General features: G+C 61.6%; 11 protein-coding genes. 5 read left to right on the forward strand and 6 right to left on the reverse strand.

Annotated elements, in window-relative coordinates:
* The first annotated feature begins 112 nt into the window (after positions 1-112).
* Entirely contained in the window at positions 113-715 is a 603-nt protein-coding gene (locus tag RhoBH5_RS11090) for a TetR/AcrR family transcriptional regulator (RefSeq protein ID WP_007735533.1), read from the forward strand.
* Between the two features lie 511 nt (positions 716-1,226).
* Entirely contained in the window at positions 1,227-1,469 is a 243-nt protein-coding gene (locus RhoBH5_RS11095) for a hypothetical protein (protein WP_134929588.1), read from the forward strand.
* 747 nt (positions 1,470-2,216) lie between these two features.
* Here the strand turns inward: RhoBH5_RS11095 and dnaB are convergent.
* From dnaB to rpsF, 5 genes are all read right to left on the reverse strand, one after another.
* Positions 2,217-4,874 (reverse strand): replicative DNA helicase, encoded by a 2,658-nt coding sequence (gene dnaB / locus RhoBH5_RS11100; RefSeq protein WP_270008283.1) that lies wholly within the window; start codon positions 4,872-4,874, stop codon positions 2,217-2,219.
* 508 nt (positions 4,875-5,382) lie between these two features.
* Positions 5,383-5,838: a 50S ribosomal protein L9 gene (gene rplI, locus RhoBH5_RS11105; protein ID WP_007735531.1), complete on the reverse strand. Its 456-nt coding sequence runs from the start codon at positions 5,836-5,838 to the stop codon at positions 5,383-5,385.
* Positions 5,839-5,856: 18 nt separating this feature from the next.
* Positions 5,857-6,099: a 30S ribosomal protein S18 gene (gene rpsR / locus RhoBH5_RS11110; protein ID WP_003941245.1), complete on the reverse strand. Its 243-nt coding sequence runs from the start codon at positions 6,097-6,099 to the stop codon at positions 5,857-5,859.
* 39 nt (positions 6,100-6,138) lie between these two features.
* Entirely contained in the window at positions 6,139-6,663 is a 525-nt protein-coding gene (locus tag RhoBH5_RS11115) for a single-stranded DNA-binding protein (protein ID WP_003941248.1), read from the reverse strand.
* A gap of 64 nt (positions 6,664-6,727) precedes the next feature.
* Positions 6,728-7,015, reverse strand: a complete 288-nt coding sequence (gene rpsF / locus RhoBH5_RS11120; RefSeq protein WP_003941237.1) for a 30S ribosomal protein S6 — start codon at positions 7,013-7,015, stop codon at positions 6,728-6,730.
* Between the two features lie 210 nt (positions 7,016-7,225).
* Between rpsF and RhoBH5_RS11125 the strand changes: the two genes are divergently transcribed.
* The 3 genes from RhoBH5_RS11125 to RhoBH5_RS11135 are packed head-to-tail and all read left to right on the forward strand — an operon-like array spanning position 7,226 to position 9,990.
* Positions 7,226-8,581 carry a glycosyltransferase family 87 protein gene (locus RhoBH5_RS11125; RefSeq protein WP_003941247.1) on the forward strand — a complete coding sequence of 452 codons (1,356 nt, stop codon included), beginning with the start codon at positions 7,226-7,228 and terminating at the stop codon, positions 8,579-8,581.
* Positions 8,581-9,165 carry a GNAT family N-acetyltransferase gene (locus tag RhoBH5_RS11130; protein WP_058227759.1) on the forward strand — a complete coding sequence of 195 codons (585 nt, stop codon included), beginning with the start codon at positions 8,581-8,583 and terminating at the stop codon, positions 9,163-9,165. Before RhoBH5_RS11125 ends, RhoBH5_RS11130 begins: the two co-directional genes overlap by 1 nt.
* Before the next feature lie 45 nt (positions 9,166-9,210).
* Entirely contained in the window at positions 9,211-9,990 is a 780-nt protein-coding gene (locus RhoBH5_RS11135; protein ID WP_050656539.1) for a DUF4190 domain-containing protein, read from the forward strand.
* Between the two features lie 6 nt (positions 9,991-9,996).
* On the opposite strand, the gene RhoBH5_RS11140 is transcribed toward RhoBH5_RS11135, so the two are convergent.
* Positions 9,997-13,839 carry an nSTAND1 domain-containing NTPase gene (locus RhoBH5_RS11140; RefSeq protein ID WP_270008284.1) on the reverse strand — a complete coding sequence of 1,281 codons (3,843 nt, stop codon included), beginning with the start codon at positions 13,837-13,839 and terminating at the stop codon, positions 9,997-9,999.
* Positions 13,840-13,927: the final 88 nt, after the last annotated feature.

Here is a 13,927-nt window from a genome sequence, read left to right on the forward strand (position 1 = left end):
CGATGCAGAGGTGATGTCTCGTGGGACGATCAAGGGGACATCTGAACCGCATCAATATTGACTACAGTCATAACTGAATGTACTCAATATCTATTCCCGAAGGATATCCGTCATGCCATCCGCTTCCCAGCCAGCCGGAAGGCGCGAGCGAAACAAGCAGCAGAAACTTGTCCGTATTACCGCCGCTGCCAGCGAACTCTTCGCCGAGTACGGCGTCGACGATGTCACCACCCAACAGATCGCCGAGAAGGCGGACGTCGGTACCGGGACGGTGTTCCTGTACGCCAAGACGAAAGGCGAGTTGCTCCTACTTGTGCAGAACGCGAACTACAGCGAAGCACTCGCGCGGGGCCGCACGGATGCCGAAAACATCTCCGACGTACTCGACGCGGTGATGGCGATCATCGGCCCGATCGTGGAATGCAACCGCACCCAGATCGACAACGGACGCACCTACCTGCGGGAGATGGTGTTCGGCAACCCCGAGGAACCCCACCATGCGGAAGCGCTCACCATCGTCGGCCAGACCGAAGAAGCCATCGCAGCAGTGCTGCGCCGAGGCGGTCAAATCGGAGAGGCCGAGGCTGCAACGCGGGCGCACGTGGTGTCGGCGATCATGTTCCTCGCAATGGCGGCCACCGTAAACATCGCTCGTACTGTCGACGAAATCAGGGGGGAGATCAAGGCTCAGGTGGCCGCTCTTCTGCCGCACTGATGCCCTGCGCCACGGCACTGTCACTTCTGGCGCCGATCGCGGAGACTTGCCGATCGAAACCAAATGCCCTTAGCGTCCTTATGCGAGGCCGGTGCGCGCTTGGACGCGGTTACACAGGTCTATGATGCGAGAATCAAATACCCTCTTGGCCAATCGAATTGAGTTTCGCATGTGAGCGACTCCGCCAGGATCGACGGGTCGATCCTGTACTTGCCGAAACCTATTCACTATTGTTGTCCACCGACTTCGATCCGCGGTCGACGCTCAAAGAGCCCCGCGCCTGAAAACTACGGCAAGTTCTGCATCTTGACCGACTTCAGACCTGACTCGTTGCTGCACTCGTAATGCCGTAGCCACCGAAGGCGAAAGGGACCGCACAAGCTTTCCCCAACAAATGCGCCTGCCCGCATCCAATCTACGATACAAACAAGGCCGCGAGCGAAATACTGTGCAAGAAGAAATGTTTCAAGAATTCAATGCTTCGCGGCGGATGTCGCGAATAGCTCGAGCGATGGCTTGCCCACCCCCGATCGACTACCGGCGCCGACGACGCATCTTCCCGGCCCCCTCTGATATCGGGCGCAATCACACTCGACTCCTCGCTCGCGCGGCAAACGCCTACCTGACCGAAGCCTTCACATGGAAAATCCAGCGCTACATCTGGCAACCCCTGACCGGCAGCGACCCACTCGTAACCTACGGCGCTGCTCTGCTCCACGGCCCCGCCGCCTATAGCTACCGCAAATTGTGCTGACGATGCCTGCCGACCTGCAAGACAAATCCGGCGAGGCCGCCCATAGGCTCCTACTCAAGCATCGAATCGGTGAACCCACTAGCTAAACAACACAATTCAGTGCAATCCGGAACATGGGCGGCCCGAGGACGCGAAGAACACTACCTTCGAGACATCGGCCGCAGCGACCTCCGAAGAACTAGTCTGTCACTCACACTCGCGGCCTCGACGGCAGGCGACCCCGAAGAATTTGTCCATCTAGCGCTCTCCGGTGAAATGGTTGCCGCACTTCGACTCTGCCGATTCACCGAAACCGCCCTCTGCGCGTGGGAGACAGAGGCCGCAGCAACTTTAGGAATCCGAACCACTCAAATCAGCCGAGAATGCGCGTACCTCTCCAAGTCACTCGGAACGGAAATCTTCGCTCGAAGAATGCCCAATGGGACTCGCGAACTCACACCCACAGGCACTGCGCTGTACAATCTCGCCCGGGCGAACATCGACAAACTACGCCGTCGCCAGCTACGAACCACCCTGCGCAGACTAGACACTGAAGAACCACGCTCACGATTTCTTCAACGCGACCCAGTCGCCGCACTGTATCTCAGGTCGACAAGTTCCATACACAAATCAAACTGTCCCAGATCCGGACGGTGTGTGCTGGGCCTACATCCGCGCTTCGTCCCAACATCGACATAATCGCTGGTGCTCGCCCCGAATCCCACCATGACCGATTCTTGTCCCACCTTCAGGCGATGGCGGCAGCAGCTATCCCCGCGCCATATCGACGAACTTCGAGAGATGAAGCTGGTGCGCCACAGTGATTGTCGCGGTCGGGCCGTTACGGTGCTTACCCAGAATCAGGTCGGCTTCACCGCCACGGGGATCGTCTCGCTCGGTCGCGTCGGGGCGGTACAGCAGAATCACCATGTCGGCGTCCTGCTCGAGCGATCCGGACTCACGAAGGTCGGCGACCTGCGGACGCTTGTCGGTTCGCTGCTCGGGACCACGGTTGAGCTGACAGATCGCGACAACCGGAACTTCGAGCTCCTTCGCCAAAAGCTTTAGGCTACGTGAGAATTCGGAGACTTCCTGCTGACGGGACTCGACCTTTTTGCCGGAGCTCATCAGCTGGAGGTAGTCGATGACGATCAGGCGAATGTCGTGTTTCTGCTTGAGCCGCCGCGCTTTTGCGCGAATTTCCATCATGGTGAGGTTGGGGGAGTCGTCGATGAAGAGCGGCGCCTCGCTGATCTCACTCATACGACGCGCGAGCTTGGTCCAGTCGTCGTCGGTCATCTTTCCGGAGCGCATGTCGCCGAGCTTGATCTTTGCCTCTGCGGACAGCAGACGCATGACGATCTCGGTTTTGCTCATTTCCAACGAGAACATGACGCTGGCCATGCCGTGCGTGATGGAGCAGGAACGCAGGAAATCCATTCCGAGCGTGGAATTGTGCGTCGGGACCATCGAATGACCGGCCAGGTACATGTGGTCGGCGTTGTCGACCTCGACGCAGCGAACCGGAACACTCGCAATTGGTCGAACATCGACAATGTAGCGCGATCCGCTGCGCGCAGTGCTTTTACTCGCTCGACGCTCCTTGTGCAGCATCGCTTTCCGCGTAAGACCGAACACTTCGTCATCAGTCGAGAAGGTCAAGGTGAATGCAGTCGACGAAGCCTCGGTGCGACCGTTGACTCGCTTTGTGCTCATTTGGCAGCGATAGCCAAGACTGACCACTAATTCCTGGGCATCGCGGACGAGGCGCTCGTTGGTTACCGAAAACTGAACGGAGCCACCGGCAGTCACAGTTCCATCAGTGTCGAGAAGCCCCGCAAGAACCGCACGACGCTGCGCCTCAGACCCACGGAGATACTGGACAGGGATGTGCTTGTTGCCCAGAACACCGACCGTACGTAGGCGTCCTTGAACCGTGCCGTACTCATTGCGGCACTTCTGGCACAGTCGCAGCCCGATCGAAGGTCCACCACAGTGTGAACAGGTTGGCGCAGGTACAGGGTCAGACATGAAACGTGCTTTGCCGCCGCATGATTGACCGCACGTTCGCACCTGACTGGTGAACGGCATGAAGCTCTTTCCGCACACAACGCAATCGCGCGGAGCGACGGGATCTTCCGGGGCTAATTTAAGGCTGTAGCGCAAATGCGCCGACTTGGACGGAACTGCAACCAGGCCTTCGGCCTCGATCAACATGATGATCTCGGGATCAGCAGTGGTGAATTGTGCGCAGGCGGTAGAACCGTCACCGAGCCAAGCGCCAAGTGTATAGGGCGGGACAAGGAGATCCTGCGTTGGTAGGTCGAGCGGCTTGGCATTCACGACAGAGTGATTAACGCGGCCATCCGCCGTTGCGCATCGCACCGTCGATGCGATCTCCGCCGTGGTTCGGACCTCGGCGAATGTCTTTTGATTCTTATAGCGGTTGTAACCTGTCTTGGCGTTCTGCGCTGAACGGCGCGAAGCACGCGTCTCCGTCAACCACTGATGCTGCTCGTCGGCCACCAACACAGTTCCATCGGAAAACTCGACCTCGTAGCAAGGGCGGTCAACCATCACGTCGGTAGCGGCAACAACCCGCGTCGGCTTGCCGTGGTTGTCGATCAACAGATCGCCGACAGCAACGTCACCCATCGTGGTCCAGCCACTGGGCGTCGCGAGGGGAGTATCGAGGGCAAGCGCCTTGCCCACACCAGGACGGGCCGCGACGATAATCATCTGACCAGCGTGAAGACCGTTGGTGATCTCGTCGAGATCCTTGAATCCGGTGGGCACACCGAGGGAGATTCCGCCGCGGCTGGCGATGGAGTCGATCTCGTCCATCGTGGGCTGGAGGAGCTCGGTGAGGGGTACGAAGTCCTCGGTGGTTCGACGCTCGGTGACCTCGAAGATCTCGGCCTGCGCGCGGTCGACAACCTCGGCCACGTCCTGACCCTCGGTGCCGGCGTAGCCGTACTGGACGATGCGAGTACCGGCGTCGACCAGACGACGCAGCACGGACTTCTCGGCCACGATCTCGGCATAGAAGGCGGCGTTGGCGGCTGTGGGCACTGTCTGGGTCAGCGTCACCAGGTAGGCAGCACCGCCGATACGGCGGAGCTCACCTCGGCGGTCGAGCTCGGCGGAGACCGTCACCGGGTCGGCGGGCTCGCCACGGCTGTAGAGGTCCAGGATCACGTCGTAGACGGACTGGTGAGCGGGCCGGTAGAAGTCACCCGGACGCAGTACCTCGAGGACGTCAGCGATGGCGTCCTTGCTCAGCAGCATGCCGCCGAGCACCGACTGCTCGGCAGTCATGTCCTGAGGTGGCTGGCGTCCGAACTCCTGGTCGGGCTCGGCCTCGGGAGGGCCCGGGTAGTCCGGCCCTGAGAAGTCGGAAGGTCCTCGATCATCTACAACAGCCACAAGCGAGACCTTCCCGTAAAACACTCGACGACACTGCCAGAAACCGCAGCGCCCTCATCATTTGTACCTGCCCCCACCGACATCCCCTAGCCGCATTCGGCCGGGCTGTAGATAGACGCCGAGATGACGTTAGGGACTAGTAGGTCCGCATACAAACCGGACTGTGGATAAACCTGTGGATGCTTTGTGGAAACTCCCGCCCCACGGTGTGCACCGCCTGTGGAGCATTTGGGGACTACTTTGCCTAGCAACCACAAAAGACCAGGTAGATGGCTATCCACAATTTCACAGGCCTGTTGATGAAAATAGTTTTTCCACAGTCGGCGCGTCGGTGTGTCGGGCGTGTTGCCTCGCCCGATTCGTCACTGATCACCAAGTCGAACATCACAGTGTGAGAGTTATCCCCAGGTCCGATTCGGGACGCTGTCAGGCGGCACACCGCACCCCGAAACAAAACGTCGGGCCCCGCACACCGAAGTGTGCGGGGCCCGGCGAGACGAACAGTCGACTATGCGCCGACGACGTTCAGGTTGAACTTGGCAACCACATCGGGGTGCAGGTTCACGACCACGGCGTGCTTGCCCGTGTTCTTGATGTGAGCCTTCGGCAACACGATGGAGCGCTTGTCGACAACCGGTCCACCGGCAGCCTTGATCGCAGCAGCGACGTCAGCGACGGTAACCGAACCGAAGAGCTTGCCCGAGCCACCGGCGGTCTTGACCGTCAGCGTTACGGACTCGAGGCCCTCGATAGCTGCCTTGAGCTCCTTGGCGTGATCCAGGCCGCGCACAGCGCGCGCTTCCTGTGCACGACGGATGCCCTCGACCTGCTTCTCGGCGCCACGGGTGGCGACGATTGCCAGTCCGCGGGGGAGCAGGTAGTTACGGCCGTAGCCGTCCTTGACCTCCACGGTGTCGCCAGGCGCACCGAGGTTGTCCACGTCAGCGGTGAGGATGAGCTTCATGTTCTTTCCTCCCTTTCCTTAGCGAGCCACGGTGGCGTAAGGCAGCAGTGCTACCTCACGTGAGTTCTTGACGGCAATGGCAACGTCGCGCTGGTGCTGGACGCAATTGCCGGTGACACGGCGAGCACGGATCTTTCCGCGATCGCTGACGTACTTACGAAGCAACGTCGTGTCCTTGTAGTTGATCTGCGTGTTCTTCTCTTTGCAGAAGGTGCAGACCTTCTTCTTCATAACCTTGTCGCGCAAGGGCGGCTTCGGCATGTCTTTGCTCTTTTCTGGATGTTCCTGATCAGGTACGGATCAGAAGGGCGGTTCGTCGCTGCCCGCACCACCGAAGGAGCCCGAAGCCTGAGGCGCGCTGCCCCAAGGATCGTCTCCACCCGAAGGTGCAGCGCTCGGACGTCCGCCACCCGATCCGCCGGAGGAACCGCCGAAGTTGCCGCCTCCACCGCCGCCACCACGGTTGGCCTTGTTGACCTTTGCCGTGGCGTACTTCAGTGAAGGACCGATTTCATCGACTTCGAGCTCGACGACAGTTCGCTTTTCGCCCTCGCGAGTTTCGTACGAACGCTGCTTGAGCCGGCCGCTCACGATTACTCGTGAACCACGGGTCAAGCTCTCCGCGACGTTCTCGGCTGCTTCGCGCCAGATGTTGCAACGCATGAACAGCGCATCGCCGTCTTTCCATTCATTGGAATTACGGTCGAAGGTGCGGGGCGTGGAAGCAACCGTGAAGTTTGCAACCGCGGCACCCGCCGGGGTGAAACGAAGTTCAGGATCAGCCGTCAGGTTTCCGATGACGGTGATGATGGTGTCGCCAGCCATGTGGTTCCTCCTGCATTGATGTAAGACCGTTGGGCGCGAGAGTAGAGCTCGCTACCGACAGTAATTACTTGTTGTGGCGCAGAACCTTCGTGCGCAGAACCGACTCGTTCAGACCGAGCTGACGATCGAGCTCAGCGACGGTGGCGGGAGTGGCGTTGATGTCGATCACCGCGTAGATACCTTCAGCATGCTTCAGGATCTCGTAGGCGAGACGACGCTTACCCCAGACATCGACCTTGTCGATCGTGCCGCCGTGCTGGCGCACAACATTGAGGAACGTATCCAGTGAAGGAGCGACAGTGCGCTCGTCCAGGCTGGGGTCAAGGATGACCATCAATTCGTAATGACGCATAAGACCTCATCACCTCCTGTGGACTAAGTGAAAACGGCCACGGACTATCCGTGGCAGGAGGGTCGTTGCGTCAGCAACCCTCGTAGGCTACACGAGGGGCCTTGACCAGGGAAATCGTCCCGGCCCTCCGGGAAGACCGCCAGGTCGATGCGCGACGCGTGGTGCAGACGCATCACCCCGCGAGCCACTGCGCCCCCTAGGGTGAGAATCATGCGAACAGACCGCAAGACCCCGGCGTCGATCCTGGCGTTGGTCGTCGGATTGTGCGGGCTGACGATGGCGCTGGGCTATTTCAACAAGGCCAGATGCGGCGGTGCACCGTTCGCGCCCGACGGACGAAGCCTGAACTTCGACGTCAACAAGAACATCGACGTCTGCTACTCCGACATTCAGTTGCTCTGGCTCGGACGAGGTATCGATCAACATCTGTTCCCCTTCGTCACCGGAGGGATAACGCCCGAAGGATTCCTGACCGGCGGAACCGTCGAATACCCGGTGCTCAGCGGAATTCTGATGTGGCTGGGCGGTATCGGCTCACACACCGACACCGATTTCCTTCTGCACTCGGCCCTGATCCTGGCTCCTTTCGGACTGCTCACGGCGTGGATGCTCGGCAAGATGAGCGGCGCGTACGCGCTCGTGTGGTCGGCGACTCCGCCCCTGGTTCTGTACGCATTCCACAACTGGGAGCTCCCGGTGGTGGCCACCAGCGTCGGCGCGATCTTCCTGATGACGTTCGAGCGGATCCCGCTGCGAACTCGCGCGGTTCTGGCGGCCGTCATCCTGGCGATCGGTTTCTGTTTGAAGCTGTACCCGGGAATGTTCGTGCTGCCGCTCATGGCCTACGTGCTTCTACGCGGCACCGAAGGCAAGCGCTACGACGTTCGTGGAGCGCTGATGACGGCGGGCGCGGCGATCGTCACCGTCGTCCTCGTCAACCTGCCGTTCGCCCTCATTTCCTACGAAGGCTGGCGCGCGTCGTTCAGCTTCCAGGAGAAGCGAAGCGCGGACATCACCACCAACTCGGTGTGGTTCTGGGGTTTGCGCCCGTTCTACGGTTTCGGAGTTCGCGAACTCAACGCCGACTACGACGCACTGGTGAGCATCCTGTCTCCGGTGATGATCCTGTTGTCGTTCGCGCTCGCGATGTATCTGGGTTGGCGCCGCTACGTCCGCGACGGCTACTTTCCGTGGATTGCAGTCAGTGCCGCGATGCTGTGCGGATTCGTGTTGCTGCACAAGGTCAATTCACCGCAGTACACACTGTGGATCCTGCCTTTCCTCGTACTGTTCAAGATCCGGTGGTTCTGGATCGTCGCCTATCTGGTCGCCGACGCTGCGTTGGGTATCGGCATCTTCCGGTACTTCTACCAACTGGACATGAATCTCGATCCGAGCAAGTACGAAGCCGTCGTCCAGGCGAGTGTGTGGGGCCACGTCGTCCTGCTCGCCGTGTTCTTCTTCTTGTTCCTGCGAGTCCCGTTGCGGTATCCGCTTGCCGGTGGGACCGATCAGATTGCGAACTCCGACAACAACCTTCCGACTCACTCACGGGAGCACGCCTGATGACTGCATCATGGTTCGAATCACCGACGCTGACCGGTGATCGTGTCCGACTCGAACCCCTGGGCGTCGCGCACACCGACGCTCTGCTCGCTGCTGCCGACGACCCGGCGATCTTTCGTTGGACCGCATCGCCCATCACCGATCGGGAACAGGCACAGAAGTACATCGCTGCAGCAACCGACGACCCTAATCGGATCGCCTTTGCGCAGGTGAACATCGCGACGAACGCCGTGGTCGGCACCACGTCCATGTACCAGATCGACCCGGTAAACCGCAGTCTTGCAATCGGATACACGTGGTTGTCGCGATCGGTTCAGGGAACCGGGATCAATCCCGAATCGAAGCTGCTCCTGCTTCGTCACGCCTTCGACCAGCTCGAAGCCGTACGCGTCGAGTGGCACACGGACGAGTTCAACGATCAATCCAGGGCCGCGATCGCAAAGCTCGGCGCTCAGTTCGAGGGCCTGCTGCGCAAGCACCGACGCCGCGCCGATGGCAGTTGGCGTACAACAGCGCTGTTCGCGATGACCGACGACGATTGGCCGACCATCGCACCTCAGCTCGAGACACGTACCCGAAACTAGCGATCACCTGCACTCTTCGGCCAAGTCCATGCCAAGATTCACCTCATGAGCGATCAGGGTGGGTACGGGTACCAGGGCAATCAGAATTGGCAACCGTCTCCGTACGGGCAGCCCGATCCGTACGGCAGGCGGCCGACGAACACACTCGCGGTGCTCGCCCTCGTCTTCGCGTTCCTCATCGCGCCGTTGGGGATCGTCTTCGGTCACATCGCTCGCGGCCAGATCAAACGGACCGGCGAAGAAGGCGACGGACTCGCCCTTGCCGGACTGATCATCGGCTACATCTTCACCGCACTCGGCATCCTGGCCGTGATCGTGTGGATCGCGTTCTTCGGGCTGCTCGCCGCCGCTTTCGGCAACGCCGCCAATGAAGCGAGTTCGCGGAGTCTCACCTATACGACGCCGTACTCGTACTCCACGACCACGACTCGGGCGCCGAGTGCACCCACCACAGCGCCGAAAACGACGACGCCCCCACGCGTCACGACCTCGATCGGACCAGCGCCGACCGTCTCGGGCACCAACCGTCAGGGCTTCATCTCCGGCGGCCCCAGCTGCAACTCCACCAATCCTGCCGTCGCCATCGCCGTCACGACCGGATCACGAATCGTCATCTGCGAAACCGGAGTCGGGCGTTACTACTACAAGGGTCAACGGCTGAGCGACGGCGCCACCATCGAACTCGACGATCCGACGCCCACGGGCAACGGATTCACCGTCACCAACAAGGACGTGACGTACAAGCTCACCTCCGCCGGACTGGTGATCACCGGCAGCGGAGGCGAGCTGGGTCGGGAAGCGGCGCTCGAGTTCTGGATGAACTGAAGCGCGTCAGCCGGCACACGGATCCTGGTAGGGAACACCGGGCAGGTACCGCTCCCATTCGGCTTCCGTGATGGGAGATCCTGCGGTGCGGCACAATCGATCAACGACGCCGTCGGGGTCGATTCCCCACAAGCGAACGGTCTTGTCCGACCCACTGCCCGCGATCATGTCACTCTCGCCGGCGAACTGAGCGTCGTTGACGCGACCCGGGTAGGCGGACAGCGTCGCAAATCGTGTTGACCGCGAGGGCGTCTCGATGTCCCAGAGCCAGACGGTTCCGTCGCCGACACCGGCAGCGAGCCGATCACCGGCGCGGTTGAACGAGATCGAATAGATTGCGCCCTCGGGGCCGACGAGACGAGCGAGTTCCTCGGGTGCCGACGGTGTGCGTACGTCCCACACGGCGACACCGTGATCCGCACTTCCAGCGGCCAACAGCGTTCCGTCGGCGCTGAAAGACACTGCTAATGCGTAGCTTTCGAATCCACCCACCGTCGCCACCACCCGGGGCGACGCTGCGTTCGACACGTCCCACAGATCCACTTCGTTCTTGGCGTTCGCGATCGCCAAGATGTCGGTACCTGGCTGAAAGGCCATCATCTGCGGGTAGGAGCCGACATCGGTCGACGACAACAGTTTCGGAGCCGACGGGTCGGAAACGTCGACCAACGCAATACTGTTGTCGTCCTGCGAGGACACCGCCAGCAGATCACCGGCGGGATTCAGCGCGACAACCGCCACGATGCCCTTCACATATACCGCAGGCTCGCCGTAGATACGTGGCGACGCCGGATCACTCAGGTCCCAAAGATATGCACCGCCGCCGCCGGTGCCGCTCACAGCCAGGTTCCCGTCTGCCGACACCGCCGACGCACCGCTGAAAGAGTCGTCCCCTTGCGGTTTCAACTCCGGCATCACCGCGGGGCGATCGAGATCCTCGGTGTTCCACGCCAACATCGCGCCACCCCTGGCACCGACGCCGGCCACCAGACGCGAGCCGTCCGCGGCAAAGGGACTGGTGAAGATCGTGTCCCGAGCTCCCGCCCAGACCGGACCCGGAAGAGCCCACACGCGAGTCACACCGTTGAGTCCCCCGGTGACCAGATTGCGGCCGTCATCGCTGTAGTCGACTGTGGTCACCGCCCCACTGTCCGGAAGTGTCTCGATCAATGCCCCGGTTCGGGGGTCCCACACGCGCACGGAGTTGTCGGAACTCCCTGCAGCAAGGCGTGTTCCATCTTTACCGTAGTTGAGTTCGTTGACGTAACTGGAGAATCCCGTCAGCGCCGGGAGGGGAGCAGGGCGCGCCGGATCGCTCATGTCCCACCGAACCACCTCCCTGCCAGTCGTTCCCGCCGCAAGCTCACGTCCGTCCGGGCTGAAGGCAACGCCGAGGTAGTGGACGGTGGTGCCGTTGGGCTCGGTCGCGAAGATCGGCGCCGATTCCTCACCCCACTTCGCGACGTCCCACACGCGCAGAGTCGCTTGACGCCCGCCCGCCACGAGGAAACGTCCGTCGGGGCTGAACGTCGCGGTGACAATGCCGTCAGCTGGATGCGGAAGAGCAGGCAAAGCAACGGCATTCGTGGAGGTGTCGATGTTCCATCGCAGAACGTCGGGCGTCGAGGTACCGGCGACCAGCTTGGTTCCGTCCGGGCTGAACTCCATGTCCTGCACTACGCGTTCACCGTCGACGGGAAGTGTTCCACGGACCGGATTCTTCGGGTCCGACACATCCCAGAGTGCAGCGCCGCCGGCACCACCGGTCGCAAGGAGCCGTCCGTCCGGGCTGTAGGCGACGGCAAAGAGGGCCGTGCCCTCCGAGACTCCGAGGAACTCCGCCTGCGGAACGGCTGAGGCAACACCGTCCACCATCGGATAAAGCCTGACTTTTCCGTCCGAACCACCCACCGCCACAACAGTTCCGGCTGGGTTGATCCGGGCCTTCATCGCGCCGGGCGGCCCGATGATGCGAGTAGCCGAATGAACGCCCGACGCATCCAGCAACGCCGAGCGGGCTTCGGTCGTTTCGTTGACCGCAAATGCCGCCAGAGCAAGCTGCGACGCCAGCGACGGATCCCGCTCACGCATCCTGATCGACTCGGTGGCCACCTGACGCGACATCGCCTCGTCGCGCGCGGTATCTGCTTGGACACGTTGACGATTGGCGCCGATACCGGCGACGGTGGCAACCACCGCCAACACCAGAGCGATCACCGACGCGGCTGCCAGCGCAGTCACGAGCCGTCGTAGCACGCGTGTACGTCGGCGATCGGCAAATTCCTGCTGATCACGATGCTCGATGCTCGCGGCGAGGTACTCCCGCTCGGTGGCATTGAGGTCGGCGGCGCGGGTCCGACTCGGTTCCAGTGGGAGCCCGAGTTCGCCCGAACGCAGCCATTCTTCCGTCAGATGAAGACGTGCGGGTCCGAGCAGCGCGCCGGGGTCGCGTCCACTGTCTTCCCACACCTGCGCCGCGTAGGTGAACCGGCGATGCACCGCCAGGCCGGCGCGGTCCGAGTCGATCCAATCGCGAAGCCGACTCCACGCGGACAGCAAGACCTCGTGCGAAACCTCGACGGTCTCCTCGTCGACGGTGAGAAGGCGGCGTAAGGCGAACCGGTCGATGACGGTATTCACGTCGTCGACGTCGTCACCGAGGAAGAGTTCGGTGCGCGGTGCCCGCCGACGCGTCTGCGTCACTTCGTCGACGTTGACCAATCGCAGGAAGATCCTGCGCGCCAACTGCTGCTGCCTCTCTGTGAGCTCGCCGTACACTTCCTCCGCGCTTTGCTGGACGGCTCCGGCAATCCCGTCGGTGGCGTAGTAATCCGAGACGGTCAGAGTTTTACGCGTCGACCGTTGCCAGGTCCCCAACAGTGCGTGTGACAGCAAGGGCAAAGCTCCGGGGTCGCTCGCCGTACGCGAGCCGCGTGGTGTCAGCTCGGAGACCAGAACCTGAACCAATTCGCTCTGCACGGTCATCCCGGCCTTGATCGCCGGCTCGACGATCACCTCGCGCAATTGTTCGTCGGTCAGTGGCCCGACCACCATCGGCGAATCGTCGAGCAGCGGCACCAAAAGCGGTTCCTCCGCCGCGAGCCCGTAGAAGTCGGCGCGCATTCCGATGACGGCGATGGTGTTCTCACCGAGTTCCGCGAGTGTCCGCAGTATTTCCTCGCGCCGATCACCGTCGCACTGCGTCCACAGTTCCTCGAACTGGTCGAGGATCAAGACCGTTGGTTCGTCGGAAATCGACGACGGGATTCCTCCTGTACCCGGCTGCAGGGTTTCCACCCGCCAACCGTCGAACCGTGGATCGTCCCCGGCAACCTTGGGGGCGAGCCCGGCCCGCAGCAAAGACGACTTACCCGATCCGGAAGCACCGATCACCATGAACTGACGGCGGCCGACACCCCGTATCGCCGACGCCACCCGCTCGACCAAGTTGGCAGTGAGTTCGTCTCGACCGAAGAACCACTCGGCATCCTCCTGCCGGAACGACTCGAGACCTCGATACGGAACGGTGGCGTCGCCGCGTCGTCTGGCCGTCAGCTGTCTCACTCGTTGCACCGCACTGATCCAGCGCTCCCGCTCATCCTCGGAATCGACGCCGCAGGCCTCGAGGAGCGCGAAAAACATCGGGGTACTCGCCGGCGTCGGCAGGTGTTGGCCGGCAAACCATCCGCTGACGGTTCCGTGCAAACCACCCGAACGCTCGACGGCTTCGCGGACCGTCAGTCCGGCTGCGTTCCGCAGTGCAGTGAGCGTCTCAGCAAACTGCCCACGCGACTCGATCCGGGCGGGATCGACCTGATTGTGCGTACCGGCTTCTGCCTTCGAGTTCATAGCGACGCACTCTATCGGAGCAGGTAGGGGATTTGTCCGTTGTATGGACTCTGTATCGAGAGAGTTGCACCCGTTCCACTGAGACACC

The organism is Rhodococcus sp. BH5 (genome assembly GCF_027583855.1).
Classification (GTDB): domain Bacteria; phylum Actinomycetota; class Actinomycetes; order Mycobacteriales; family Mycobacteriaceae; genus Rhodococcus_F; species Rhodococcus_F qingshengii.